At 65.6% G+C, this 26,356-nt stretch carries 19 protein-coding genes; 15 read left to right on the top strand and 4 right to left on the bottom strand.

Translation table 11 applies throughout. The features are described from left to right. Position 1: 1 nt before the first annotated feature. Positions 2-619: an excisionase family DNA-binding protein gene (locus tag ACMDW7_RS02980; protein WP_377305711.1), complete on the bottom strand. Its 618-nt coding sequence runs from the start codon at positions 617-619 to the stop codon at positions 2-4. Between the two features lie 172 nt (positions 620-791). On the opposite strand from ACMDW7_RS02980, the gene ACMDW7_RS02985 reads away from it, so the two are divergent. The 8 genes from ACMDW7_RS02985 to ACMDW7_RS03020 are packed head-to-tail and all read left to right on the top strand — an operon-like array spanning position 792 to position 10,805. Next, positions 792-1,907, top strand: a complete 1,116-nt coding sequence (locus tag ACMDW7_RS02985; RefSeq protein WP_377305709.1) for a sensor histidine kinase — start codon at positions 792-794, stop codon at positions 1,905-1,907. Between the two features lie 41 nt (positions 1,908-1,948). After that, a complete protein-coding gene (locus ACMDW7_RS02990; RefSeq protein WP_377305707.1) occupies positions 1,949-2,320 on the top strand; it encodes a response regulator transcription factor in 372 nt (123 codons plus the stop codon). An 8-nt stretch (positions 2,321-2,328) separates the two neighbouring features. Then, positions 2,329-3,075: an HD-GYP domain-containing protein gene (locus tag ACMDW7_RS02995; RefSeq protein ID WP_377305705.1), complete on the top strand. Its 747-nt coding sequence runs from the start codon at positions 2,329-2,331 to the stop codon at positions 3,073-3,075. Then, on the top strand, positions 3,059-5,275 hold the full coding sequence (locus tag ACMDW7_RS03000) for a PAS domain-containing protein (RefSeq protein WP_377305703.1): 2,217 nt from the start codon (positions 3,059-3,061) through the stop codon (positions 5,273-5,275). The genes ACMDW7_RS02995 and ACMDW7_RS03000 overlap by 17 nt, the downstream gene beginning before the upstream one ends. After that, a complete protein-coding gene (locus tag ACMDW7_RS03005) occupies positions 5,260-5,814 on the top strand; it encodes a hypothetical protein (RefSeq protein WP_377305701.1) in 555 nt (184 codons plus the stop codon). The genes ACMDW7_RS03000 and ACMDW7_RS03005 overlap by 16 nt, the downstream gene beginning before the upstream one ends. Continuing rightward, on the top strand, positions 5,808-7,436 hold the full coding sequence (locus ACMDW7_RS03010; protein ID WP_377305699.1) for an ATP-binding protein: 1,629 nt from the start codon (positions 5,808-5,810) through the stop codon (positions 7,434-7,436). Before ACMDW7_RS03005 ends, ACMDW7_RS03010 begins: the two co-directional genes overlap by 7 nt. Position 7,437: 1 nt before the next feature. Further along, a complete protein-coding gene (locus ACMDW7_RS03015) occupies positions 7,438-8,268 on the top strand; it encodes an ABC transporter substrate-binding protein (protein ID WP_377305697.1) in 831 nt (276 codons plus the stop codon). Positions 8,269-8,291: 23 nt separating this feature from the next. Beyond that, positions 8,292-10,805 (top strand): ATP-binding protein, encoded by a 2,514-nt coding sequence (locus tag ACMDW7_RS03020; RefSeq protein WP_377305695.1) that lies wholly within the window; start codon positions 8,292-8,294, stop codon positions 10,803-10,805. Here the strand turns inward: ACMDW7_RS03020 and ACMDW7_RS03025 are convergent. Continuing rightward, on the bottom strand, positions 10,802-11,203 hold the full coding sequence (locus ACMDW7_RS03025; protein WP_377305693.1) for a response regulator: 402 nt from the start codon (positions 11,201-11,203) through the stop codon (positions 10,802-10,804). The genes ACMDW7_RS03020 and ACMDW7_RS03025 overlap by 4 nt on opposite strands. Before the next feature lie 126 nt (positions 11,204-11,329). Here ACMDW7_RS03025 and ACMDW7_RS03030 point away from each other — a divergent pair, with 126 nt between their 5' ends. The 7 genes from ACMDW7_RS03030 (at position 11,330) to ACMDW7_RS03060 (ending at position 23,958) form a co-directional block, all read left to right on the top strand. Then, the gene (locus ACMDW7_RS03030; RefSeq protein ID WP_377305692.1) at positions 11,330-12,025 is read left to right on the top strand and encodes a TetR/AcrR family transcriptional regulator; all 696 of its coding nucleotides are present in this window, start codon (positions 11,330-11,332) and stop codon (positions 12,023-12,025) included. A gap of 72 nt (positions 12,026-12,097) precedes the next feature. Then, the gene (locus ACMDW7_RS03035; RefSeq protein WP_414859599.1) at positions 12,098-13,594 is read left to right on the top strand and encodes an efflux transporter outer membrane subunit; all 1,497 of its coding nucleotides are present in this window, start codon (positions 12,098-12,100) and stop codon (positions 13,592-13,594) included. A gap of 75 nt (positions 13,595-13,669) precedes the next feature. Further along, complete coding sequence (locus tag ACMDW7_RS03040) at positions 13,670-14,896, top strand: efflux RND transporter periplasmic adaptor subunit (protein WP_377305689.1); 1,227 nt, start codon at positions 13,670-13,672, stop codon at positions 14,894-14,896. Between the two features lie 28 nt (positions 14,897-14,924). Next, positions 14,925-18,083: an efflux RND transporter permease subunit gene (locus ACMDW7_RS03045; RefSeq protein ID WP_377306160.1), complete on the top strand. Its 3,159-nt coding sequence runs from the start codon at positions 14,925-14,927 to the stop codon at positions 18,081-18,083. A gap of 319 nt (positions 18,084-18,402) precedes the next feature. Further along, positions 18,403-19,494 (top strand): tRNA 2-selenouridine(34) synthase MnmH, encoded by a 1,092-nt coding sequence (gene mnmH / locus ACMDW7_RS03050; RefSeq protein ID WP_377305687.1) that lies wholly within the window; start codon positions 18,403-18,405, stop codon positions 19,492-19,494. Between the two features lie 1,192 nt (positions 19,495-20,686). Next, positions 20,687-20,809, top strand: coding sequence for a hypothetical protein (locus ACMDW7_RS03055; RefSeq protein WP_377305685.1), 123 nt, complete (start codon positions 20,687-20,689; stop codon positions 20,807-20,809). 188 nt (positions 20,810-20,997) lie between these two features. Beyond that, complete coding sequence (locus ACMDW7_RS03060; RefSeq protein ID WP_377305683.1) at positions 20,998-23,958, top strand: PQQ-binding-like beta-propeller repeat protein; 2,961 nt, start codon at positions 20,998-21,000, stop codon at positions 23,956-23,958. Between the two features lie 260 nt (positions 23,959-24,218). On the opposite strand, the gene ACMDW7_RS03065 is transcribed toward ACMDW7_RS03060, so the two are convergent. Next, a complete protein-coding gene (locus tag ACMDW7_RS03065) occupies positions 24,219-25,652 on the bottom strand; it encodes a mannose-1-phosphate guanylyltransferase/mannose-6-phosphate isomerase (RefSeq protein ID WP_377305681.1) in 1,434 nt (477 codons plus the stop codon). Positions 25,653-25,682: 30 nt separating this feature from the next. Continuing rightward, positions 25,683-26,324 carry a hypothetical protein gene (locus ACMDW7_RS03070; protein WP_377305679.1) on the bottom strand — a complete coding sequence of 214 codons (642 nt, stop codon included), beginning with the start codon at positions 26,322-26,324 and terminating at the stop codon, positions 25,683-25,685. Between the last annotated feature and the right edge of the window lie 32 nt (positions 26,325-26,356).

Here is a 26,356-nt window from a genome sequence, read left to right on the forward strand (position 1 = left end):
TTCAGGCGGCCGGCGCCAGCGCCTCTTGCAGACGCTGCGGCAGTTCCGTGACGAGGCGATCCTTTCGCACGATCGGCACGCCCTTCAACGCAAAGGCATAGCGTTCGATCTCGGCTTCGGACAGCGATGTCACGACGACCAGGCGCGCGCGCGCCAGTGCGGGGTTCGCGCGCAGGCTGGCCACCAGCGCGGCGCCATCAATGCCAGGCAGCAGGATGTCGACGATCAGCACATCCGGGTCAAGCCGTCCGTACATCACCAACCCGGTCACGCCATCGCCCGCCACAGCCAGCTCGGCCTGCGGTAGCGACTGCCGCACGACCAGCTGGATCAGATTCTGGAAGTGCGCTGAGTCCTCGATCAGTAGCACACGCGGCGCCGTGGATGTCGCGCCGCGTCCGCCGGCCGTCGTTCCCGCGGCGGCGCCGGATGCGACGCCGCTCAACCAGCGCTCCACTGAGGATCGGGAGATGCGCCGGTGACCGCCGGGGGTGCGCCAGGCCTGCAACTCGCCGCGATCCACCATGGCCTGCACCGACCGCACCGCCAGGCCCAGGCGCTGCGCCGCCTCGACGGTGGTCAAGACTTCGAGCTCATCAAGATTCGGGGTTCCAGACATGCGCTGATTTTGCCAGAGCTGCCCGGCGAATCACGAAATTCGGCTCAACAAATTCGCACGTGTGGCGATAAATCAGGCCATGAATGCCGATTAAATCAATTCATCGCGTCGCGAACTTGCTTAATTGATATATTCAACTAAACTGGAATCACTAAATCGGCAAAATCGAATCATGAAGACACTGACTACGCTGTTCGAACATCTGGACTGTGGCCTGATCTGGGCGGACGCGGAGTTCACCATCCGCTACGTCAACGCTCGCGCGGCTGAGCAGACCGGCCTGACCGTTGGCGAGAAGGTACCCATGGGTCCGGTGCGCCGCGCGATGGACTCCGCCATGCGCGGCCACTCCGCCCTGCCCGTGAAGTTGCCCAGCGCCAGCGGCGATGGGCAGACGCTCACGATCACCACCATGCCCGGCCTAGGCAAGCAGGATGCGATCGCGCTGATCCGTGGCGATCAGCCGTCCTCGGCCCTGACCGCCGGGGGTGGGCTGGACGCGCTGCTGACCGTGATCCGAGCCGACCTGCTCGAACCCTGGAACAAGCTCACGCTGGAATCGCAGCTTGCGCGGCGCACGCCTGGTGCGGGCGAGACGATCCTGGGCCTGGTCAACCAGATCGAGGAGGTGGGCAGCACGTTGCAAAAGCTGCTGGATCTGGCTGGGGTCTGGAGCAGTTCCGCGCTCGTGGCCAACGACCGTGTGGACATGTGGGACATGGTGCGCACCGTCTGGCAAGCCGTTGAGCCGCTGGCGGCCAGCCGCAACCTCAAGGTGCGCTTTGCCCGATTTCCGGCCGAGGCAGAGCTCGCCGCGGTGTACGGCAGCGAGCCTTGGCTGCGGCGCGTGCTGATCGAGTGCCTCGAATCGGAAATCCGCAGCATCCCGCGTGGCGCGACCATCGATATCGAATACCACCAGATGGGGGCACGCGGCCTGATCGTGTTCCGCGACTCCGGTCTGTTCGCGCCGCCACGCAAGCAGGCTACTGCCATGGATCTGCTGGTACGTCCTGTCCGCGTGGACGCCGAGGGCGAAAAGCAGCTCAGTGCGCGCGACCTGATCGGCCTGCGTCTATGCAAGTACATCGTCGAGCAGCACGGCGGCCAGCTGCGCGAGGAGCATGACGGCGTGCAGCGCAATTTCCTGATCGACCTGCCCACGGGTGCGCCGGCACAGACCTCCACCCCTGAACTCGATCTGCTGCAAGCCCAGCAGTACGCCAAGGATCTCGCCGCCCTGGTGGCGCGGCGTAAACAGCGCCAGCAGGCTGCCACCGCCGCCTGACCGACTCCCATCCGCCGCAGCCAAAGCCTACGGAGCACATCATGAAGAAAGTCCTGATCGTTGAAGACCACGCGGACATCCGCAAACTCATCTCGATGACGCTCGAGTTTGAAGACTACGAAATCCACGAGGCGCCCGATGGCGTGACCGGGCTGCTGATGGCGCAGACGGTACGGCCCGACCTGGTCGTCATGGATGTGATGATGCCCGGCGAACTCGATGGTCTGCAGGTCTGCAAGCACATCCGTACCGACCCGAAGCTCAGCCACATCCCCGTCGTACTGCTGACCGCGCGCGGGCAGGCCAAGGACCGCGAAGCGGGGCTTGCCGCGGGCGCAACGCAGTACCTCGTCAAGCCATTCAGCCCGCTGCAGCTGATTGAGACCATCGAGCAGCTGCTGGTCAGCGCCTGAAAGCACTCATGAGCCAAGGCCTTGCCGACGCCGATCTCGCCATGCAGCAGATGAGCCGCATGCTTGAAGACTTGCGCGGACTCTACGCAGGCCGGAAGGCCGCACTGCAGCAGGCCGAGCGCGCTCATCAGGACGCCATGCTGCGCCTGGCGCTGGCCGCCGAGTTCCGTGATGACGACACGGGCCGCCATCTGCTGACGATGGCGCTGTGCAGTGAGCAGTTTGCGCTCTGCCTGGGGCTGCCCAGGAGCTACGCGCGCAACCTGCGTCTGGCCGCGCCGCTGCATGACGTCGGCAAGATCGGCATCCCGGATGCCATCCTCAAGAAGGCCGGTCCGCTCAATGCCGAGGAGCGCGCCGCCATGAACGAGCACACCACCAAGGGCGCGCTGCTGCTGGCCGGTGCCGAGAGCGAGCTCATGAAGCTGGCTGCCGAAGTTGCATTAACCCACCACGAGCGCTGGGACGGCAGCGGCTATCCAAACGGACTGTCCGGCGAGGCCATCCCCTTGTCTGGGCGCATTGTGGCGGTGGTGGATTACTTCGATGCCCTCACCATGGACCGGTGCTACCGCAAGGCCCTGAGCGTGGCCGACGCCCTGGCGATGCTTCGTGACCAGGCCGGCCGTGGTCTGGATCCGCATCTCTGCGCCTGCTTTGAGCAGCATCTCGACCGCATCCTCGCCGTTCGCGCCTGCGTCGAACAGAACGACCTCTCACTGTCTGATTTGATCGACCATGAACTCTGCAGCTGAGATCCGCACCTTCGATGGACCCGATGGGGTGTTCAAGCGCTTTGCGATCGCGCTCACGCTCGTCGGCGTGAGCATCACTGCGGCCGCCGTTCTGCTGACCCCGGAACTTACGGTTGTAGTGACCCTTGCCACACTGCTGGCGGCCGCTGCTCATGCGCGCGGTCTGATGGATCGGTACGCGCAGCAGCTGCACGGCATTGCGTCACATCTGGCTGCGGCGGACGAAACGCTTGAAGACAGGTCGTCGGACGCGCTCACCCGTCTCGACACACTTTCCGCTGAGGTGGCACAGCGCTTGCGCGAGCGCGAAGTGCAGGTGCAGTCTCTGCGCGGCCGCCTCGATACCCTGCTGGGTACGGTGCCCGATGCCGTGTTTGGCCTCGATGCCGACATGCGCGTTGTCTTTGCCAACCCGGCTGTGACCGCCTTGTGCGGACTGGAGCTGGACCGGGCCACAGGCGCCGAATTCGCCTCTCTGTTTCCCGAGTGCACGGCGTCCTGGGCGCAATCCCAGCTGAATGGCGCAGCCGTGGTGTCGAGTACCGGTATGCGGGTCGCCCGCAGCGAGACCGACGGCATCCGTGGCGGGGACACGCGCTTTCCGGTCGAGGTGTCGATTGCCCAGGGGCAGGGCGCGGGCGACATTCGCTACGTCTGCGTCGTGCGCGATCTGGCTGAACGCCGCTGGGCCGAGGACCAGATGCGCCTGTTCAACCGCGCGCTGGATGCCACGACCAACGGTGTCTTGATCGCCTCCATGACCTGGCCGGGTGCCCCGGTGGTCTATGCCAACCCGGCCTTCGAGTCGCTGACCGGTTATGAGAATGGCGAGATCATTGGCATGAACTGCCGCGTGCTGCAGGGTGCCGATACTGACCAGCCCGCGCTGGACACGCTGCGCACTGCGATGAGGGCAGGCCGCTCGACGCAGGTCACCCTGCGCAACTATCGCAAGGATGGCACTCCGTTCGTGAACGAACTCACCCTGTCGCCGGTGACCGACCAAGGCGGCGCGCTCACGCACTATGTGGGTGTGCTCAATGATGTGACCCAGCGCGAGGCCGCCCGGCGCGCGCTGGCCGATCGCAGTGCGCGCCTGGATGCGATCTTCAAGCTCAGCCCGGATGGCTTCGTGCTCTTCGACAGTACCGGCTGGCTGGCCTACGGTAATCCGGCCTTCTATGAGATGACCGGCTGGCTACCCAAGCACACCATCGGTGTGCTCGACCTGGACGCCTTCGAGCATCTGTTTGAAGAGCACTGTGATCCGGCGTTTCCTTACCAGCGGCTGGTCACTGGCGGGCAGCAGGACGACTCTCCAGCGCTGCTGCGCCTGGCACGTCCGAGCCGCCGGGTACTGAGCCGCACCGTACGGCACACCCTGGCCGAGTCTGGCGAGACCATCTTGTACTTCCGGGACGTCACGCGTGAGACCGAGGTGGATCGCATGAAGAGTGAGTTCCTGACCACAGCCGCCCATGAACTGCGCACGCCGATGGCCAGCATCTTCGGCTTCAGCGAACTGCTGCTGCGGCGCGAGGTGACCATCGAGCGGCGGCGCGAAATGGTCGAGACCATCCATCGACAGGCCTCCTGGCTGATCCACATGCTCAACGAGCTGCTGGATCTTGCCCGCATCGAGGCGCGTCAGGGCAAGGACCTGCTGTTCGAGCCGGTACCGATCCGCGCGCTGGTCGAAGATGTGCTGGCGACGCTGATGGTTCCCGGAGACCCGCGCCAAGTGCAGGTCGTGGGTGAGATCTCGACACAGAACGTCACCGTCGATGCCGAGAAGACCCGCCAGGCGCTTCGGAACGTGTTGTCCAACGCCTACAAGTACTCGCCGGACGGTGGAGACATCCAGCTTTGGACCGTATCCCGTCTTGATGGACAGGGTCGCACGCAATGGGGTATCGCGGTGCGGGACCACGGTATTGGCATGACGACAGAGCAAATCCGCCGCATTGGCGAACGGTTCTACCGCGCAGACCCCTCCGGCAACGTCCCCGGCACTGGGCTAGGCATGGCGCTGGTACGCGAAATCATGGGGTTGCAGGGCGGCACCATCGACATTGATAGCGAGTTCGGCGAAGGCACGACGATTACCCTGTGGTTTGCCACGCAGTCGCATGCCGCAACGGGTCTGCTGACCGACGCGCGCGAAGGTCAGCCGGAGGTGCAGCCATGCACGGCCGCCTGATTGAATCGCTCGAAGGTCATGTCACGGCGGTGCATGGGGGCGCGGTTTGGCGAGCGATCTGCGCGCGTGCCGGTGCGCCGGAAGACGGTTTGCTTACCCCCGGTACGGGTCTTCAGCCCTGCGCATATGCGCTCGTTCACGCCGGCGCGGACGCGCTGGGGATCAGCCGCCAAACGCTCCTGGAAGCCTGCGGTGCATTCTGGCTTGAATGTCAACAGGCTGCATGGACCGCAGCCGACCGCGCAGCATGCTCGCCCCTGCCCGTCGATGCGCCGGCGGTTGGCCGTCTGCAGACGGTGTATGCGCTCGCGCAGAACGTGCTTCGCCAGTTTGGCGCAGATAACTGCATGCTCCTGCCCACCGGGCATGACGCCATCGAGGTCCAGCTGCCCGGCGCCGGAGCGCTGGTGCGCGAGTGGACCGTGGGCGTGTTCAAGGCGCTGAGCCAGGCTGCGGGCGTGGCCGCAGCCGTCCGTGAAGTCGCTAGCGACGAGGCGCGTGGCTTCGCGCTGCACCGTGTCGAGGTACAGGCATGCTGACCGCGGAGACCGTAGGCGGTGTCGATGCACTAGTTGCACCCGTGGCTAGACAGCCGCTGTCGCTCACCCCTGACGCCTTGCGTCGTGCGTTCCCGTTTCTGATCCTCCTGGATGCGGAACTGAACATCCTCGAGGTCGGCGCCTCACTGGCCAAGGCACTGCCGCTGGCTCGCGCGGGCCGCAGCCTGCACGACGTGTTTCGCGTCACCCAGCCCGTCTTGAGCCGTGACCCTGCACATTGGCTCGCCGAGCCGGGAGGGCTGTGTACCCTGCGGCCCATCGTGACCCCGCAGATGATGCTGCGCGGCGCGGTGGAGCCGCTGGCCGATGGCCGCATTCTGCTGCTCGTTTCTCCAGTATTTGCTTCGATGGATCACCTGAACGCGCTCGGGCTGCGTTTCAGCGACTTTGCGCGCCACGACGCAGTGACCGATCTTCTGCTCATGGCGCGCAGCATGCAGATGGCTGCGCATGACACGCAGCGGATGGCGCGCCGGCTCCGTGAGCGCGGCGATCAGCTCAACGCGGTGCTGGATCTGAGTATCCATGGTGTGGGTTACTTCGACCCGGACGGTGTGCTTCAGTTGAACAACACACGATTCACCAGTCTGCTCGAACTGGAGACCGAGCGCATGACAGGCTTGCGCCTCGCGGCTCTGGATGAGCATCTGGCGCAGCGGCGCGCCGGCGCGGATCGTGGCCGGCTTGCCCTGGCGGATTGGGCGTTGGCCGGATCGCCAGATGAACCGATCCCCCTGTGTCTCGGAGAAGCCGATCCGCGCCATGTGTGCCTGCGCCTTCGACAAACCCACGAAGGTGGCACGATCGTTTACGTGCAAGACACCACGCGTGAGGCGCAGATCGACCGAATGAAGAGCGAGTTCCTGTCCACGGCGGCGCACGAATTGCGAACACCGATGGCCAGCATCTTCGGCTACACGGAGCTGTTGCTGTTCAAGAGCTTCTCGCCGGAGGAACAGCGCAGCTTCTTGCAGACCATTCACAGTCAGACCGCACTGCTGGTCGACATGGTCAATGAGCTGCTCGATCTGGCACGTATCGAGGCAGGGCGTGAGAAGGAGTTTCGGCTTGCGCCTACTCGGCTCGATACGATCGTGGCCCGCGCCCAGCGCGCCATCGCGCCATCGGCGGCGCGGCATGACCTGCGCATCTCTCTGAGCGTCGGCGATGCGATGCTCATGGTTGACGCAGCCAAGACGCATCGCGCGGTGCTCAATGTGCTCTCCAATGCAGTGAAATACGCCCCCAACGGCGGGGTGATCGAGGTCACGAGCTGTCGCGAGCAGCATGCAGGCCGTGCCATGATCGGCTTGCGCATTTCGGATCAGGGCATCGGCATGAGCGCCCAGCAGCTAGAGCGCGTCTTCGAGCGCTTCTACCGTGCGGATCCCAGTGGCGAGATTCCGGGTACGGGTCTGGGCATGAGTCTGGTCAAGGAGATCATGGAGCTGCAGCGTGGCGAGGTCACCGTACGCAGCGATCTTGGTGCGGGCACCTGCGTGACACTGTGGTTTGCCGAGTTCGCCAATCCAGCAGCGCCTGCTGCCTCAGTCGGCGCCAACGAGTTCATGAATGCAGTCGATTCGATAACGAGGTCTTGAAATGTCCGTCTGGAAAGTGTTCCGTGAACGTCTGGCCACCGTGGCCAGTACGCCTGCTGCGATCGTGCTCGTTGCGTTTGCGGTGTCGACCCCTGGCGCATACGCCGGACCAGTACTTGACCGGATTCGAGCATCCGGCGAGTTGCGTGTGTGCATCTGGCCCGACTACTACGGCATCACCTACCGCAACCCGAAGACCCAGCAGCTGGCGGGTATCGACATCGATCTGTCGGCGCAGTTTGCGCGCCAGCTTGGCGTCCGGCTGACCTATGTGGATTCGTCGTTCGTGAACCTGATCAACGACGTCACCACAGATCGGTGCGACATTGCGATGTTTGCTGTGGGGGTGCTGCCCCAGCGCGCGGAGCGGCTGCGCTTTACCTCACCCTATCTGGCCAGCGATATCTATGGTGTGACCACCCGCAGTTCGCGCGTGATTCGCCAGTGGGGCGACATTGACCAGCCGGGCGTGCGTGTGGCAGTGCAGGCGGGCACGTTCATGGAGCCGGTCATGCGAGACCGACTCAAGCAGGCCACCATGGTCGTGATCCGGCCGCCGCAGACTCGGGAAGCCGAGTTGGAAGCCGGCCGGGTGGATGTCTTCATGACCGACTACCCGTACAGCCGGCGCTTGCTGGATAACGCCGACTGGGCCCGATTGGTGAGCGCGCCTGCACCGTTTCACGTGCTGCCCTACGCGTATGCCGTCAAGCCAGGCGATGACGAGTGGTTTCGCGAAGCGGAAGCGTTTGTGACGCGCATCAAGTCAGATGGAACGCTTGCTGCCGCAGCAGCACGTCATGGCTTGCGAGAGATCATGCTCGGTCGCTGAGCGATGACCTGACGCAGCGAGCGATGAAGGCAGATCAGTCTCTTCAGGCCGGCTACCAGCTGATCCGCTGGTTGGCGGGCGCGCTGGCGTTTGCCAGTGCGGTCGTGATCGGCGCCTTCGTTGCCTACGAGTATCGAGAAACTGAGCGGGTCGAGCTGGCCAAGGCGAGCTTGCTGGCTCGTGTCTTGGAGGACTACAGCTCGCGGACTCTGGACAGCACGAGCAGCCTGCTGGGCAGTGTGGCGGAGCAGATTCGCCTGCGGCCGGAAGCCATGTCGGATGCGGGTCTTCAACAGCTGATCGCCAGCCAGCGATACCTGCGCAGCTTGTCGATCCTGGATGCCCAGGGGCGCGTGTTGATGAGCTCCAACCCGGAAAACATTGGCATCGCGGTCGATCAGACACTGTTCAAGCGCGTGGCCTCATCCACTGGCCCGACCTTGGGCGACCCGGTGGCTGCGCGGGATCTGTTCGAGTTGGCGCAGGACCGTACGATCAATGCACCGTCCGTGGCGACCCTGCTGCCGATGGCACTGCGGCTCGCGCCTGATGCAGATGCGTCGGTCCTGTTGGCGGTGGTCAACCCGGATGCCGTTGCAAACTGGTTCACGCTGACCACCCAGCCCGAGGGCTATTCGGCAAGCCTGGTGAGCTATGCACGCGAAAACCTCGTGTCCACGCTGGATCTGCCCAATGCCGACCTCGCAGCAGCGGCTGGCAGCCACCCGATCTTCGTGGAGATGCTGCCGTCCATCGAGCATGCGGCCCTGAAAGGCTCCGGCTTCTCCGGAGACCCTTCCCTCCTGGCCTATCGCGCGCTGAGACACTGGCCCGCAGTCGTTCTGGTCGAACGCTCGCTTGAGGCCACGCTTGCAGCGTGGCAGCGCACGGTGTGGTTGTCTGTGCTTGGCCTGTTTGCGGTGTGGGCGCTGGTGGGCGTGATGGCGTGGTTCGCCCGTCGTGGGTTGCGCACCAGTCAGTTCATGGCTGGGCGTCTCATGCAGGCCAGCGACCGGCTGGCCGAGCGCGAGCGGGACGTCCGCAATCTGTTCGAGGGGGTGCATGAGGTGCTCCTGCGAACCGATGCAGACGGTGCCATCCGGGTGATCAACAGCCACTGGACGACACTCACCGGTATTTCGACCCGTGATGTCATCGGTCAGCCGGTGTGGATTCTTGTGGAACCCAGCCATGCTGCGCGCGTGCAGGAGCAGTTCGCGTCTCTAGGGGACAAGCCGTCCAGGCTCACCGTCAGCCTGCGTACACAGGGTGATGATGCGCCGAAAGTCGACCTGATCCTCACGCGTGAGCAGGGTCATGGCACCAGCCCTGGTGGTGTGATCGGCTTTGCAGTGGATGTGACCGAGCGCGAGCGGGCGCGGCGAGCCTTGCGCAAGCAGCTGGCCTTCAGTCGATCCGTGCTGCAGGTCATTCCCATCCCTGTATGGGTGCAAAGTACCAAGGGGCTCACGCTCGAGGTCAATGCGGCCTGGGAGAGCTTTCACGGGATCGGGGCGGAGGACATTCGCGGTCGGCCGCTGGACAGCGTGCTGAGTGAAGGCGTCGGCCAGGTGCTGCAGCGCGATGATGGTCGGATCATCAGCGGTGAGATCGGGGAGCTGACGTTCACCGAGCGCATCCGCCGTGGCGATGGCCAGTGGCGCGATGTCTCGATCATCAAGCGCGCACTGACGGACGTGAACGGCCTGCCGGTGGGTGTGGTCGGCAGCGTCTTCGACATCACAGACTTCCACGAGGCGCAGCAGGCCATGCAGGCCGCGCGCGACGCAGCCATTGCTTCCGAGAACGTGAAGAGCGGCTTCATTGCCAACGTCAGTCACGAATTGCGTACGCCTCTGCAGTCCATATTGGGCTTTTCGGAGTTGGCCTTGCGCCGGCAAATGAGTCCCGAGCGCCTGAAGGGCACCTTGGAGGACATTCATGGTGCCGGCCAGCGGATGCTCACGCTGGTCAACGAGATTCTTGATATCTCACGGCTTGAGAACGTGGGTGAGACGCTTGAACTGAGCCGTGCGGATGCGTGCGAGGTGGTGCGAGAAGTGAGTCGCGAGATTTCCGCCATTGCCACCCAGAAGCTCGTCTCGCTCGCCGTTGAACTGCCCCATGAGCCGATCCACGCGGTCCTGCACCCCTTCCGGTTTGCGCAGGTGCTGCGCAATATCTTGGCCAACGCCGTACGCTTTTCACCCGCAGGCTCACAGGTCGAGGTGCAGCTCAGTCGCTCGGCCGGAGGCATCGCCATCAAGGTGCTCGACCGTGGGCCGGGTATCCCGCCCGACGAACTCGAAGCCATCTTCGAGGCGTTCACGCAGTCCAGTCTGACCAGCGATGGCGCTGGCGGCACCGGTCTGGGGCTGACGATTGCCCGCAGCATCATGCGCGCCCACCACGGGCAGATCGTCGCGTCCAACCGGCCCGACGGCGGCGCCTGCTTCACCGTGTGGCTCCCGGACCCTGACGTCGAATCCAACCTGTCGTTTGTGGATTCGGTGCCGGGCGAGGCGCACGTGCTCTAGGGCTGCGGTGTCCAGCGCGCAAGCACGGCGCGCAGATCGTGAATGGACGCCGGCTTCACCAGCACCTCGTTCATGCCTGCCCGAAGGCAGGCGTCTTCCGTGTCCAGTCCCGAGTCACCGGTCAGGCCGATCAGCGGCATCGCCGCGCGGCCGGAGTCCATCTCGCGTGCTCGGAGGGCTGCGGCGGTCTCCGGCCCGTTCAGCCCCGGCATGTTGAAGTCCAGGAACGCGAGATCAAAGCTGCGCTCAGCGAGCAGGGCGAGCGCCTCTTCTCCGTCTGCAACCGCCTCCGCATGCGCCCCCAACGCGCCCAGGAGGCTCAGCATCACCTGACGGTTGAATGCATTGTCCTCAACAACCAGAACGCGGGGTTGGGCGGCGGGCAGGGTCTCGCTCATGCGTGCAGAGTACGGCAGAGCGACACAGCAAGGATCGCAAGCACCCGAAATGAACTGATTGGTAGCCGTAATTCTTTACGGTTCAGAAATAAATCAATCGATTGATTTTGTGCTACAGTGCGCGGTATGCATCCCAGTCCCAGTCCATCCGTCGCGCAAGACGCCCCCGTCGAACCTGATGTTCAGCGGGTGCTGACTGCGCGTGATCAGCTGGTGCTGCATGCCACCCCGATCTTTGCCAACAAGGGCTTTGCGGGCGCCTCCACCCGGGAGATCTGCGATGCCGCAGGCGTGAACCTGTCTGCCATCCGCTACTACTTCGGTGACAAGGCCGGCCTGTACCGCGCCGTGCTGGAGCGTCCGATTGGGGAGATGACGGCCGCCTTCGCCGGCTTCGATGCCGCGCACCTGTCACTGGAACAGGCACTGCGCATCCTGTTGCGGCCCTTCGTCGATTCCAACGACGACGACGCGCTCGAGGCGCAGACCATGCGCCTGTACCTGCGCGAAATGATCGAGCCCTCGGAGATCTTCCGCGAGGTGGTCGGCCGCGCCGTGGTGCCTTCACACATGGCCATGTGTGAGGTCCTTGCACGGCACAGTGGCGCGGCGCAGATCGACGACGAGATCCATCAGCTCGCATTCGCTCTGGTGGCGATGGCGCACGACTACTGCATGTCGCGCGAGTTCATGAAGATGCTGGCGCCCGGCATGCTGGATCGACCCAACGCGACCACCCACATCGTCGACCGCCTTGTGGACTACGGCATTGCTCTGGTGAGCGCAGAGCAGCAGCGCAGAGCCCGAACTGCCGGCAACTGACCCCTGAACCGAATTCCAGACTGCACCCAACAAGCAGCAGCCTCTCCCCTCCCGACCACAAAGAGACCACGTATGCGTCCTGCCCACCTCCCGCAAGCCGCAGCCCGCCCAGCGGCACAACCTGTCCTGCTGCGCCTGGGAGCTGCAGCGGCCTTGACCCTTGCCTTGGGCGCTTGCGCCACGGTGGCGCCCACACCGCAGGCGCCGCGGGGTATGCCCGAGCGCTGGCAGGCCCCTGTACCTGCTGCCTCAGAAATCGCTGCGGCGCATGGCGGCCGCGTCGAGGATCTGGCGCAGTGGTGGGCACAGTTCGACGATCCCGCGCTCGCGCGCCTGATCAGCGCGGCGCAGGCCAACAACGGCTCGGTGGTCCAGGCGCGTGCCCGTATCGAGCAGGCACGTGCTTCGTTGCGATCAGCCGGTGCCGCCAACGTGCCGCGGGTCGATGGCGGCGTTTCAGCCTCCCGTGCGACACAAGCCGGTGGCCCCATCACGAACTCGGCAGCCGCGTCGCTGGACACGCTCTGGGAGATCGACCTCTTCGGTGTCGGCCGCGCCAACCGCTCGGCCGCGCTGGCCCAGCTGCAGGCCAGTGAAGCCGCCTGGCATGACGCCCGCGTGAGCATCGCTGCAGAACTGGGGCAGGCGTATGTGAACTACCGCAGCTGCGAACAGCTGGTGCAGGTCCTCCAGGCCGATGCCTCCTCCCAGCGGGTGTCCGCGGACCTGACCGAGCGCAAGGTGCGCGCCGGGTTGGAGTCGCCCGCCAACGGCGCGCTGGTACAGGCCAGTGCGGCCAACTCGGCCCTGAGTCTGGTGGGTCAGCAGTCGCAGTGCGAGGTGCAGATCAAGAGCCTGGTCGCGTTGACGGCCCTGCCGGAGGCCGAGGTGCGCCAGCTGCTGGGTGCTGGCGCCGCGGTACTGCCGCAGCCGCGCGCCTTTGCGGTGGAGGTACTGCCCGCCCAGTGGCTCACGCAGCGCCCGGATCTGCGCAATCTGGAGCGGCAGGCTGCAGCAGCGCTGCGCGATGTGGACGCCGCCCAGGCCGACCGGTGGCCGCGCCTGACCCTGTCCGGTTCCATCAGCCGTGCACGCATCAGTGGTGTGGGCGGTGCGCCCGCCACCTCTGCAAACACGTGGTCCATCGGCCCGGCCCTGAGCCTGCCCATCTTCGATGCGGGCCGCCGCAGCGCCGCGGTGGATCAAGCCCGCGCGCGCTACGACGAGATCCGCAGCCAGTACGAGCAGCGCGCGCGTGACGCAGTGCGTGAAGTGGAAGAGGCGCTGGTCAAGCTGGATGCCGCACAGCGCCGAGAGGCCGATGCGCGTACCGCCGCCACGGGCTTTGCCGCCTTTCTCGAGGCGCAGCGCAAGCGCACCGAGGCGGGCGCGGGCAGCCTGCTCGATCTCGAAGACGCACGGCGCACAGCGTTGTCGGCCCAATCCAGCTTGATCAACATCCAGACCGAGCGCATCCAGGCGTGGATCAGCCTGTATCGCGCGGTGGGCGGCGGCTGGTCCGGCGACGCGCCGGTGCCCACGGCCACGGCGCAAGCCTCGGGCCGTTGATCAAGCCCCGATGCTGCGTGCCATGCACGATCTCCCTTCAAACAACACGCTGTCCTCTCCTCCAAGAAGATCACCATGAACGAACACGCTACCTCCCGCACACCCGCCAAAGCCTGGGTTCGCGTCGCAACTCAACCCCGGGTGCTCCTCGCAGGTGCTGCGCTGAGCGGTGCCCTGGCCATTGCACTCGGGCTGGCCTTGAGCACCGGCGCGCCCTCGGCCACCGCGCAGACGGACACCAAGACGTCCGAAGCCAAAGCAGCGCCTGTCCAGGCTGCACCCGGCCGGCCGACGCTCACCGTGACCGTGGCCCAACCGCAGCGCGCCGACTGGCAGCAGACGCTTGCTGCCAACGGCAGTGTGGCCGCCTGGCAGGAAGCCATCATCGGGCCGGAGGTCAGCGGCTACCGCTTGGTGGAGGTGAGCGCCAGCGTGGGTGATCGCGTGCGCAAGGGCCAACTGCTGGCCCGCATGAACAGCGACACGATTGCCGCGGAGCTGGCGCAATCACGCGCCAGTGCCGCCGAGGCGCAGGCACAGTTGGAGGAGGCCCGCAACAACGCCCAGCGCGCGCGCGGTCTGGCCGAAAGCGGCGCACTGTCATCCCAACAAGTGCTGCAGTACGTCACTGCAGAGGCCACAGCCAAGGCGCGGCTGGATTCTGCCCGCGCCCGTGTGCAGGCCGATGAGCTGCGCCTGTCGCACACCCGCATCGTCGCGCCGGACGACGGCGTGATCAGCGCACGCACGGCCACGGTGGGGTCACTGGCCCAGCCCGGGCAGGAGCTGTTCCGTTTGATCCGCGACAGCCGGCTTGAATGGCGCGCTGAAGTGACGGCCGCAGAGCTGGCGCGTATCAAGCCGGGCATGACCGCCACGCTGGCCGCGCCCGGTGCGGAAGCGCAGCCCATCACGGGCAAGGTGCGCATCGTCGCGCCCACCGTGGATCCACAGACCCGCAACGCGCTGGTCTACGTGGACCTGCCCGCGGGCAGCCCGGCGCGGGCCGGCATGTTTGCGCGTGGCGAGTTCCAGTTGGGTGCGCAGGCCGCACTGACCCTACCGCAGTCTGCTGTGCTGCTGCGCGACGGCTTTGCCTACGTGTTTGCGGTGGGTCCTGATGGTCGGGTGGCCCAGACCAAGGTCACGACGGGGCGGCGCAGCGGCGAGCGCATGGAAATCACCGGCGGCCTGAAGCCGGAGACCCGCGTCGTGGCCTCAAGCGTGGCCTTCCTGGCCGATGGTGATCTGGTGCGCGTGGTAGATGCGCCTGCGCCGGCCAAGCAGGCTTCGGCTCGCTGAATCGACACGAGAGACTCCCATCATGGCCATCAACGTCTCCTCCTGGTCGATCAAGAACCCCATCCCTGGGGTGATGCTCTTCATCATGCTCACGCTGGCAGGGCTCATGTCCTTCCACGCCATGAAGATCCAGAGCTTCCCGGACATCGAGCTGCCCACCATCACGGTCAGCGCCTCGCTGCCCGGCGCGGCGCCCCCGCAGCTGGAAACCGAAGTCGCGCGAAAGATCGAGAACTCGATTGCCACTTTACAGGGCCTGAAGAATCAGTACGCCACCATCCAGGACGGCGTGGTCACCATCACGGCCGAATTCCGTCTGGAAAAGCCCATCCAGGAAGCCCTGGATGACGTCCGCAACGCCGTGGCCCAGATCCGCAGCGATCTGCCCGCCGATCTGCGCGACCCCGTGGTCAGCAAGTTGTCGCTGTCTGGTTCGCCCATCCTGGTCTTTACCGTCGCCTCGAATCGCATGGACGAGGAGGCCCTGTCCTGGTTTGTGGACAACACTGTGACGCGTCAACTGCTGACCGTGCCTGGCGTGGGCGCCGTGGCGCGAGTGGGTGGTGTGACGCGCCAGGTGCAAGTCGAGCTCGACCCAGCCAAGCTGCTGGCGCTCGGCGCAACTGCAGCCGACGTCTCGCGCCAGCTGCGCAGCATCCAGCAGGAGGCTTCCGGTGGCCGCACGGACGTGGGCGGCGCCGAACAGTCTGTGCGCACGCTGGCCACCGTGCAGTCGGCCGACGAACTGGCGCGCATGGAGATCTCGCTGTCTGACGGGCGCAAGGTGCGCCTGGACCAGATTGCAACAGTCAAGGACACCGTGGCCGAGCGCCGTTCCACCGCACTGCTCAACGGCGAGCCGGTGGTCGGCTTCGAGATCACACGCAGCAAGGGCGCCAGCGAGATCGAAGTGGCCGAGGGCGTGAACGCCGCGCTCGACAAGCTCAAGGCCCAGCACGCGGATCTGAAGATCACCGAGGCCTTCAACTTCGTCACGCCCGTTGCGGAAAGCTATCGCGGCTCCATGTGGCTGCTGTATGAGGGCGCCATTCTGGCCGTGCTGGTCGTGTGGCTCTTTCTGCGTGACTGGCGCGCCACCTTCATTGCGGCCACGGCCTTGCCGCTGTCGGTGATTCCCGCCTTCATCGGCATGCACTACCTGGGCTTCACGCTGAACACGGTGACGCTGCTGGCCATGTCGCTGGTGGTCGGCATCCTGGTGGACGACGCGATCGTCGAGATCGAGAACATCATCCGCCACCTGCGCATGGGCAAAACGCCGTATCAGGCGGCGATGGAAGCGGCCGACGAGATCGGCCTGGCCGTGATTGCAACGACCTTCACGCTCGTGGCTGTGTTTCTCCCCACCGCCTTCATGGGTGGCATTCCGGGCAAGTTCTTCGTGCAGTTCGGCTGGACAGCGGCGCTGGCTGTGCTCGCCTCGCTGGTCGTGGCCCGTGTGCTGACGCCCATGATGGCCGCCTACATGCTCAAGCCCTGGGTGGCGAAGCAGGCTGCAGCTGGAGAAGCGGCGGCAGTCGGCGCGCACGACCCGCATGCGGAGCCAGACGGTCGTGTGATGAACGCCTACATGGGCTGGGTCGCCTGGTGCTTGCGCAATCGGCTGCTGACCATGGTGGCTTCGCTCGTGCTGTTTGCCGGTGGCATCGTGGTGGCCGGGCTGCTGCCCACGGGCTTCATTCCCCCCGATGACACAGGCCAGACGCAGGTAAAGATCGAACTGCCGCCGGGCAGCCGCTTTGACGAAACCCTGGCCGCGGCTGAAGCCGCCCGGGCGATTGTGGCCAAGCACCCCGAGGTGCGCTCGGTGTACACCGCAGTCGGCGGCGGCGCAGCCGGCTCCGACCCCTTTGCCGGTGGCGCCGGCGTGGCGGAGGCACGCAAGGCCACGCTCACCATCCGCACCAGCCACCGCAAGGAGCGCTCGATCAGCCTTCAGGAGATCGACACCCAACTACGCGAACAACTGGGCGCAGTACCTGGCGTGCGCGTGCAGGTCGGGCTGGCTGGCGCGGGCGGCAGCCTGCTGCAGCTCGCCCTGTCCGGCGACGACCCGCAGGCCCTGCTGGCGGCATCACGCGAACTGGAGCGCGAGCTGCGCACCATTCCCAACCTGGGCAACATCACGAGCACCGCGGCGCTGATCCGCCCCGAGCTGGTCGTGCGCCCGGACTTCGCCCGCGCCGCCGACCTGGGCGTGACCTCGGCCGCGATTGCCGACACGCTGCGCATCGCCACGGCGGGTGACTTCGACCAGAGCCTCGCCAAGCTCAACCTGAGCCAGCGCCAGGTGCCGATCGTCGTCAAGCTGCCGGCTGACGCTCGGGCCGATCTGGGCCTGATCGAGCGCCTGATGGTGCCCGGCGCGCGCGGCCCCGTGATGCTCGGCAACGTGGCCACCGTCAGCATCGACAGCGGCCCTGCGCAGATCGACCGCTTCAACCGCCTGCGCAACGTCAACTTCACCATCGAGCTGAACAACCAGCCTTTGGGCGACGTGCAGGCCAAGGTGGACCAGCTGCCCACCCTGAAGAACCTGCCACCGGGCGTGACGCGCACCAACATCGGCGACGCCGAAGTGATGGCTGAGCTGTTCACGAGCTTCGGTCTCGCCATGCTGACGGGCGTGCTCTGCATCTACGTGGTGCTGGTGCTGCTGTTCAAGGACTTCCTGCAGCCGGGCACGATTCTCGTGGCGCTGTTCCTGTCCATCCCCGGTGCGTTTGTGGCTCTGCTGGTGACGGGCAAGGCCCTGTCGATGCCGGCCATGATCGGGCTGATCATGCTGATTGGTATTGCCACCAAGAACTCGATCCTGTTGGTGGACTACGTGATCCTCGCACGGCGTGAGGGCATGAGCCGCTGGGACGCACTGCTGGATGCCTGTCACAAGCGCGCGCGGCCCATCATCATGACCAGCCTGGCCATGGGCGCCGGCATGCTGCCGATTGCCCTGGGTATCGGCGCCGACCCGAGCTTCCGCGCTCCCATGGCGATTGCCGTCATCGGCGGGCTGATCACCAGCACCTTCCTGTCGCTTCTTGTGGTGCCCGTGGCCTACGCGCTGGTGGATGACCTGGAGGTCTGGCTGCACAAGGTCAGCCCATGGCACCGCAAGCGCATGGCCGCTGGCGCACAGACGGAGACTGCGCCTGCCGCGGAGTAGCGCCATCGCCGCAAAGCACTGAAGCGCCGCTGCAGCGGCGCGTCTGCCACGCGTGCCGAGGTGCTCGGCGCGTGAAGATCTCGGCACGAGATGCACGGCAAAAATCAGACTCTGAAAATCGGCCACTTTCCGCATGCTCCAAGCGGAACGTGGCCTTTTCTCATTTTCAATCAAACGTTGATCGAAAGATCAGTTTTTGAGCTTTTTTCAGCATTCAATTGAAAATTGAAGATTGTGGCTTGCCCGATGTCGTGTGCACGTTCGGTCCGGCGCGCACGCCGTCCAGCCCCGAGCCGTGCCAAGCGACAATGGCAGCCTCATGTCTGAATCGGCCCCCCACACACCGGTCGCACCGCCCGCCAGCTTCGAGCAGCTCGGCATTCAGCCGCCTGCCCGCTATGCGCTGGTGATCGACGCGCGTTCGCCGCGCGAGTTTGCGGAGGAACACATCCCCGGTGCGGTGAACCTGCCGGTGGTGAATGACGCCGAGTACGCCGAGGTTGGCACCCTGCACCGGCAGGATCCGCACGCAGCCTACCTGCTGGGCGTGCGGTATTCACTGAACAACATTGCCCGCCAGCTGCCGCCGATCATCGAGCCGCTGCCGCGTTTTGCGCCGATCCTCGTGTACTGCTTCCGAGGCGGCAAGCGCAGCAAGCTCTGGGCGGACAACCTGCGCACCATCGGCTTTCGGGTCGACGTCTTGCAAGGTGGCTGGAAGCGCTATCGCGAGTGGGTGCGCAACACCCTGACCACGCTGCCGCAGCAGTTTCGCTTCCGCGTGCTGGTCGGCCCCACGGGTTGCGGCAAGACGCGCGTGCTGCAGGCGCTGGCCGCCGCTGGTGAGCAGGTGCTCGATCTGGAGAACATCGCCAACCACCGCGGTTCACTGATCGGGGGCATTCCTGGCCTGCCGCAGCCCAGCCAGAAGAGTTTCGACAGCCAGCTGCTGCACGCCCTGCGCGCACTGGACCCGAACTGCATCGTCTGGCTAGAAGGCGAGAGCAAGCGCATCGGCAATGTGCAGCTGCCGACGGCGCTGTATGAAGCCCTGCTCGCTGCACCCACCGTCAGCGTGGACGCGCCCATGGCCGCGCGCGTACAGATGTGGAAGGAAGACTTCCCGCACTTTGTGAGCGACCCGTTGGGCATGGTTCAACAGCTCGAGCCCATCCGATCACTTGTGGGTGGCGAGATCTACGAGCAGTGGCTGGCACTGGCTCGAAGTGGCCGCGTGGACGAGCTCTTCGAGCGCGTGATGCGCGAGCACTACGACCCTTGCTATGCGCGCTCACTGAGGAAGCATGTGCAGCACGGCGGGGCTTCTAGTGCTTCAGACACGTTGGTGCTGCACCACCTGAGCCGTGAGGAACTGCGTCAATGCGTCCTGTCGTGGCTTCGTTCACTCTGACGTGGACGCGACGCGACGCGCCGACCGGGCGTTCCGGCCGGGCATTCACTCTGATCTCCGCCCCGGTCGACGCCGAGCGGGCATTCGTGCGTGGGATCCGTGGCTGCGTGGCTCGCCAAGCCGAACGTCTGACGCAACTCGCTGGTGACGCTGGCGGCTGGAAGGACGAAGACCTTTGAGCAAGTACGCGGAGCGAGGCCGAAGCGGTGGCTCCAACAAGCGCTGCTGAATAGCGCTTGACGCAGTGCCCAACTTCGGAGGGTCATGTTCTTGGTGACTGGGCTGAACTTGGAACGCTGCACGCCAAGCACTTTGAAGCCGATTCCCGCCGATGGATCTTGGCAACCCTAACGCGCGGGTGGAACGATGTGTCCGCTCTGTCATGAATGACGAACGACGCGTTTCCCGCTCGTTGAAGGCCTTCGGGGGCTCGGTAAGCCCAGTGGTGCTTCTCGCAGACGCCACTGACGAGTGGGTTGGACACGTCTAGTCTGGAACCTTGGACGCTTTGGGGCTGCAGCCAAAAGCCAGAGCGATCCCTGTGACCAACCGCTTCCAGCAAGCCGCAGCGACCCCTTGAATCCGCTCATCTTTGTCCATGACTCGGACCCCGAGCCTTATGTGGTGCGCGACTGGCCGCCGCATCTCCTCGCAGCGCGTGGGGGCGACTCTCGTGTTCGGCAAGCACGGCACTGGCCGCGCTACCGGGTGCTACCCGCAGCACTTTTGCGTGCTGTCCGACGATGTTGTGTCGGCTGTTCGTTGGGTGCGCACCCAACCCTAAGTACGCACCGACGCAAGCGGGCTGGAAGGCTCAGCTAGTAGGCTGTGTGGCCTCTCTCGCTGCGATCAAGGAGCAAGCCATCCGCAGCGTAGCTGTGACTTATGGCTCAACCATGTCGCTCGCCGACGAAGACCGCCTTCACTGACTGCAGTTGCCTCTCAGTCGCGGCGCAAGCGCACAGCTGGGTTGGCGTGCTACTGCTGATGGGATTACCGCAGGCCAAGGTCGCCGCACCGGGCATGTTCAAGGACTTCTTCCAACCTTTCTACAAACGTGCGCCGACGCTGGATTCTCGCAACAGCCCCATGCTGCGGTTGACCACCGGGCAAGGACATCGATGCGCCGCCCCAACTGACTCTGGTAGTGCTTGATCACCTGCAGTGTCAGGGCAAGCCGTTGAAGGTCCGCGTGTTTCCCGACGCTGACCAAGGCATGCAGGACTTCATCGCCGTCGATGGCTGGCGGGTGACCATTCGCTACGCCGAGGGCTACTTCGCAAGTCTTGCCGAATGGATCAACGCGCAGCGATGAGTTGCGTGTCAAGTCCTGTCTGTTGGGGGGGTGAAACTCCTTTGCGCTATCGCCCGATCGGTTCGCGGGCCTTCCCGCATCCGGAGGCTGGTCGGTAGGGGGCGACCGCGGCGAGTAGAACTTAAGCGCGAATTGCGGCGCTGGCGCGCCAGTAATTGCGGCATTGCGGTGCAACGCGGGTGCCAACAATGGACCCAGTCTTCGCACTGCCCGTCGTCGCCCGCTACATGTCCTGCAATTCCTTCGCACGTGCGCGCCGCGCCTTCGCGCTGCTGCTTCTCTGCTTGCTGTTCAGCATGGCAGGGTGCGGCGGGTCAGGTACGTCATCAACACCCCTGCCCGGGTCCCCCAGTGCCGAACAGGCGCTAGTGGGCTACCTTGCAGCAGCCGTGTTCGCGCCGGGTGCGCGCCTGCATATTGAAGGCACTGGCCAGGGCGATTGGCGGTTCCTCGACGTGGTGCTACCGCCGTCGGAGCGCGCGCCGTCGGCCGACCATGCCGACTTCATCGTCCGTCGTATCGGTTCCGCCCCTCCGGTCACAGCCCAACGCTGCTTCGCAGTCGGCGCTTTCGAAGTCATGCGGGCGGGTGCGGTGCAGTGTCCGGGAGAATGGCTGCAGCATCGCGGAGACGAGCGTGCCACCGGCATGGCGACGATGCGTCTAGGCTGGACACGTTCGCCAGCCATTGTCGGTGCCTGGTCGCTCGGGCTGCAGCAACCGCTAGATCCGGTGCGTCTGGTCGCGCCTGCCGCTGCCGAGGCCGGCGGGCTGCTGTTCCTCCAGGATGGAGACGGAGTGGTCGGAATCGATTCGTCCGGCGCGCGTCGCTGGCGCGCCGGTGGTCTTGGTCTTGGCGAAATCGTCGACGTAGCCGACCTCGATGCCGACGGCACGGCCGAAGTGATCTATGTCGTTACGGCTCGCATCAACCCGCGCCATGCGTCGGCCACCGCCGCCGGTGCGATCGTGGTGCTGTCGGCCAGCAGCGGTGAAGTCCTCTGGCGCACCGAGCTGAGCGGCATCGAGTTCGGCCCCAACCGCTACCGGGCGACGCTCGCCGCACTCGGTCCGGGGCCTGGGCTGTCGCTGCTGGTCACGATGACCTACGACAGCAGCGTCAGCCGCTTCGACTTCGCTGGCGGCGTGCGCAACGGCCGGCTGCGTTGGCGTAGCGAAGCGCTCGACTACGACAGTCCGGACAAAGCACCGCTGGTGGTTGATGTCGATGCCGACGGCGTGCCCGAAATCATGATTGACAGTCTCGGCTCGTTGTATGCGCTCGACGCCGCCACGGGCCGGCTGCGCTCGCGTGTCGCCTATGCCTCGGCGCCGACCTTTGGGGGCTTCATCGCCGCGCGCGATCTCGATGCCGATGGCCGCACCGAGATCGTTAGCGTCTCGAACAGCGTTTACTTCAAAGGCTATGCAGTGGCACGCTGGCGGGACGGGGCACTCACGATCGTGCACCGTCAGGTGTGGGAAGAGGGGCTGGACGCCAACGCATGGGAGCTGGACTTCGTCGACGGTCTGGTGGGCGATGCGATCGTGCTGTCGGAAGCTATACGCGGGGCAGCGCCTGGGGCTCGCTCGCTTCTTGCCCTCGATCCGCTCAACGGTCGTGTGCTCGCCCGTCAAGCCGGCCTGCGCGTGGCCGGACGTCTTCCAGGCAATGGACAGGCGATCGCCGTGCAGACTACTGACGCCGCTGCCGTTGCCGAACGTCTAGGCGATCGATGGGGCCTGCGTGATCCTGCTGCTGGCGCGCGCTGGCTAGCCGACGAGGTAGCCGGAGTTTCATGGGCCCCGCCGACGTCGCGCGCCCGGCCGTCCAGGCGCGACCGCGATCCGGCAGTGATTGCGCCGGTGCTACGCCGTACCGACGGCAGTCTCGCTCTGGCCGGCGGCGTCGACGGGCGCGTTCAGCCGCAAGTGCTCGCTCTGCCTGCTCCCGGGCCGCTTGCAACGGCCCATCGAGGCGGCGATGGCGCAGTGCTGATCAGCGACGGGCAGGGGTTGTTCGAGCTCGGTACTGATGGCCACATACTGCGGCGGACCACGCACTCCCCGCGGATGTTCGCTACGCCGCTCGTGGCTGATCTGGACGGCGACGGGCGGGCCGAAGTGGTGGCGCCCTACGGTGCTGGGACCGCCGCGCTGCAATTGCGCGCCGACCAGTTACTCGCCCCTCGCCTGCTTGCTCGCGATACCCCCGCCGCCGATCGCGAGTCCTTTCGTGTACCTGTCGTCGCCCGAGCCAGCAGAGATACCCGGCACGTGGTTCTGATCGATCACGATGCGGATGGCGCTCCGAGGCTCTCAGCCGTCGAGGTGGGAGGCATCCTGCGCTGGCGAGTTCCGCTGCCGGTCGGCAATTGGGAGACGCTGATCGCGGCCGTGCCCGCCGCCGCGGGCCGCGACGCCATTGTCGTTCGCGACAGCCGAGGCACCGCCTTGCACGCCGGCGACACCGGGCTGCGTCTTTGGTACCGCGCCGAGGTCGGTCAATGCCAGCGGCAGGTCGCAAGTGTCGACCTCACCGGCGACGGCGTGCGCGATATCGTGCTCCAGGCCGGCGATCTGTCGGTCGTCTATGACGGTCGCACCGGCGCTTCGGTATGGGAGAAGCCGATGGTCGGCAGCTACGGCGGTTACTCCTCCGTGGCACGTACGGCCGATGGGCGCCTCAGCCTGTCGCACCTGAACTCCGGCGGCCTGTCGATTGTCACCAGTGGAACGGTGGTGGCCGACCGCAAGGTCGACCTCGCCCGCGTCGAGTCCATTGCACCGGTCGTAGCGCCAATGCGCGACCGGGCTGAAGGCGAGCAGTGGTGGCTGATTAGCGGCGCCGGCCGGCTTGCACGCGTTGCGCTCGATGGACGTGAACTCGCCGCTGCCGAGCTGGGCCTGCGCGTCGTGGTAGCTACCGGCGCGTTCGTTGATGCGGATGATGTCCCCGACCTTCTCGTCAGCACCTTCGATGGCGAACTTGTCGCCGTTTCGGGCGCCACGCTCCGACCGCTCTGGCGCGTCTCGCTCGGTGGCGCCCCCGGTTCCGCTGTGGTGGCCGATGTCGACGGCGACGGACAGGCTGAGATCGTTGTCATCACCAGCGACGGTCGGCTCGTCCTCCTGCGCGCCGGGACCTGATCGCGCGCCTCTTGCGGAGTTCGGGCTGGCGGGCCCGTTCGCGTACGAGCTGGCGCGCTTGACGGTGGCTTTCTGCCGTCGGCCCCTGCCTCCGTGGATCCGCCGTCATTCGGATCGCCTCCCACTAACACGCTTCTGGAGCAACCGATTGTCTCTGTCCTCCTATACGGCGGTGCCGGCCCCCGCTTCTGGCAGATCTCGCGCGAAGCCGCGCCCAAGCCATGGATGGACCTACAGGTCTACTCCGTACTGCGCACAATTCACTTGCGCCCGTAGTGATCCTCAAACCGAACGATGTCGTCCTCGCCTAGATAACTGCCTGACTGAACCTCAATGATCTCGAGCGGCAGCTTGCCTGGGTTGGCCAGGCGGTGCACCTCGCCCAAGGGGATGTAGGTGCTCTGGTTTTCGGTGAGCATGATCTTCTTGTCGCCCACCGTAACCTCAGCCGTGCCGCTGACCACGATCCAGTGTTCGGCGCGGTGGTGGTGCATCTGCAGGCTGAGGCTGGCGCCCGGCTTGACCTGGATGCGCTTGACCTGAAAACGCGCGCCCTGGTCAATGCTGTCGTACCAGCCCCAAGGGCGGTGCACCCGGCGGTGCAGGTTGCCTTCGCTGCGGCCGGACTTGGCCAAGCTGGCCACGATGTGCTTGACGCCCTGGCTCGCAGACTTGTCAGCCACCAGCACGGCGTCGGGCGTTTCGACGATGACCAGATTTTCAACGCCGACGGCGGCGACCATTCGGTCGGTCGCGTGCACCAGCGTGCCCCGGCTGTCCTGCAGCAGCACGTCGCCTTGCACGGCATTGCCGGCACCGTCGCGGGTGGCGGAGTCCCATACGGCGTCCCAGGCCCCCAGATCGCTCCAGCCGGCGTCTAGCGGCACCATGCGCACGGGGATGCCCGCCGTGGCAGTGTGCTCCATGACGGCGTAGTCAATGCTCTCGCTCGGGATCTCGGTCCACAGTGACTTGTCTGGGCGGATAAAGGCCTGATCCGTCGCGCCGCGTTTGGCCCAGGCAGCTTCTGTGGCGGTGGCGATGTCCGCGCGCAGCTTGCGCAGGGCGTCCAGCCACACACTGGCCTTGAGCACGAACATGCCACTGTTCCAGAAATAGTGGCCAGCCGCGAGGTACTTCTCCGCTGTTGCGGCATCCGGCTTCTCGCGGAAGGCCTTGACCTCGCGCACCATGCCAGTCGCGCTCGCATCGATGTAGCCGAACCCGGTTTCCGGACGGGTGGGCACCACGCCAAGGATCACAACGCCACCAGCTTGTGCGGCCTGCGCAGCCTCGCGCAGCGCCGCCACATAAGCGGGCGCGTTCGTTACGGTCTGGTCCGACGGAGTCACCACCAGCACCGGGTCCGCGCCTGCTGCGGCTGCCTGGAGAGCGGCCAGGGTCAGTGCAGGCGCCGTGTTCTTGCCGGCGGGCTCCAGCAGCACCGCCATGGGCGCCATGCCGATCTCGCGCAGTTGGTCCAGGACCATGAAACGGTGCTCTTCGTTGGTCACAACCAGCGGTTCGAGCACAATCTGCGTATCGGAGGCGAGGCTCGCAACCCGAACTGCCGCCTGCTGGAACAGGGTCTGAGGGCCGTTAATGGCAAGGAATTGCTTCGGGTAAGCCGCGCGGGAGAGCGGCCATAGGCGGGTGCCGGAGCCGCCAGCCATAATGACGGGTTGAATCTGCATGCGGTGTCTCAATGGTGCGTGGTTCAAAAGTTACTTGCGTCGAACGGAACCGCCGCAAGGCGCCCAGCGCGTGACGATGTCCCAGGTGCGCGCACCTGGCTGCACGCCCGGCGCGTCGGTGAGCTCGATCAATGCGCGGTCGCCGGCTGCACCGAGGAACTTGCCGCGCAGCCGAATCGGCGTGGCGTTAGGTGGATACACCACACGGCAAATTTCGCTGCCTTCCTTCAGCACCGTGGCGAGCTGCTGAATACCCACGGCACGCATGTGCTGGTAGGCTGTGGCACCAGCCACCTGCGTGCCGTTCTCGAACCTTGCCTTGGACGCATCTCCAAACGCCCAGGTGTAGGTGCCCTCGCCGTGTAGCTTGTCGGCTTTGAATCCGCCCACCCAGCTGTCGCCGTTCCACGGCGACCCCGCGCCGTAGCGCAAGCTCCCCTGGCCCTCGCGCAGATCATTCGCAAAGTCGCCTTCGTAGCGGTCCCCCGCCGCGTTGATCTGCACGCCACGCCCCTGCTTGCGGCCCGCGACAAAGTCACCTTCATAGCTGCCGCCGGGGCCGCTGGCTTTGCCGCGCCCGGCGGCGAGCCCGTCTTTGCAAGGCCCTTCGTACTGTTCGGCAATGGCCGGGTCCAGCACGCGGCAGGCCGGTTGCACCATGGGCTTTGACATCGGTTGCGGTGTCGATTGCGGTGCTTGTGCCC

Origin of the sequence: Piscinibacterium candidicorallinum, assembly GCF_047549485.1 — a bacterium.
In the GTDB taxonomy this organism is placed as follows: Bacteria; Pseudomonadota; Gammaproteobacteria; order Burkholderiales; family Burkholderiaceae_C; genus Piscinibacterium; species Piscinibacterium candidicorallinum.

Bases quoted from the DNA above. Each gene is read 5' to 3' on its own strand.
- ACMDW7_RS02980 (WP_377305711.1), bottom strand. From the start codon at position 619: ATGTCTGGAACCCCGAATCTTGATGAGCTCGAAGTCTTGACCACCGTC.
- ACMDW7_RS02985 (WP_377305709.1), top strand. From the start codon at position 792: ATGAAGACACTGACTACGCTGTTCGAACATCTGGACTGTGGCCTGATC.
- ACMDW7_RS02990 (WP_377305707.1), top strand. From the start codon at position 1,949: ATGAAGAAAGTCCTGATCGTTGAAGACCACGCGGACATCCGCAAACTC.
- ACMDW7_RS02995 (WP_377305705.1), top strand. From the start codon at position 2,329: ATGAGCCAAGGCCTTGCCGACGCCGATCTCGCCATGCAGCAGATGAGC.
- ACMDW7_RS03000 (WP_377305703.1), top strand. From the start codon at position 3,059: ATGAACTCTGCAGCTGAGATCCGCACCTTCGATGGACCCGATGGGGTG.
- ACMDW7_RS03005 (WP_377305701.1), top strand. From the start codon at position 5,260: ATGCACGGCCGCCTGATTGAATCGCTCGAAGGTCATGTCACGGCGGTG.
- ACMDW7_RS03010 (WP_377305699.1), top strand. From the start codon at position 5,808: ATGCTGACCGCGGAGACCGTAGGCGGTGTCGATGCACTAGTTGCACCC.
- ACMDW7_RS03015 (WP_377305697.1), top strand. From the start codon at position 7,438: ATGTCCGTCTGGAAAGTGTTCCGTGAACGTCTGGCCACCGTGGCCAGT.
- ACMDW7_RS03020 (WP_377305695.1), top strand. From the start codon at position 8,292: ATGAAGGCAGATCAGTCTCTTCAGGCCGGCTACCAGCTGATCCGCTGG.
- ACMDW7_RS03025 (WP_377305693.1), bottom strand. From the start codon at position 11,203: ATGAGCGAGACCCTGCCCGCCGCCCAACCCCGCGTTCTGGTTGTTGAG.
- ACMDW7_RS03030 (WP_377305692.1), top strand. From the start codon at position 11,330: ATGCATCCCAGTCCCAGTCCATCCGTCGCGCAAGACGCCCCCGTCGAA.
- ACMDW7_RS03035 (WP_414859599.1), top strand. From the start codon at position 12,098: ATGCGTCCTGCCCACCTCCCGCAAGCCGCAGCCCGCCCAGCGGCACAA.
- ACMDW7_RS03040 (WP_377305689.1), top strand. From the start codon at position 13,670: ATGAACGAACACGCTACCTCCCGCACACCCGCCAAAGCCTGGGTTCGC.
- mnmH (WP_377305687.1), top strand. From the start codon at position 18,403: ATGTCTGAATCGGCCCCCCACACACCGGTCGCACCGCCCGCCAGCTTC.
- ACMDW7_RS03060 (WP_377305683.1), top strand. From the start codon at position 20,998: ATGGACCCAGTCTTCGCACTGCCCGTCGTCGCCCGCTACATGTCCTGC.
- ACMDW7_RS03065 (WP_377305681.1), bottom strand. From the start codon at position 25,652: ATGCAGATTCAACCCGTCATTATGGCTGGCGGCTCCGGCACCCGCCTA.
- ACMDW7_RS03070 (WP_377305679.1), bottom strand. From the start codon at position 26,324: ATGTCAAAGCCCATGGTGCAACCGGCCTGCCGCGTGCTGGACCCGGCC.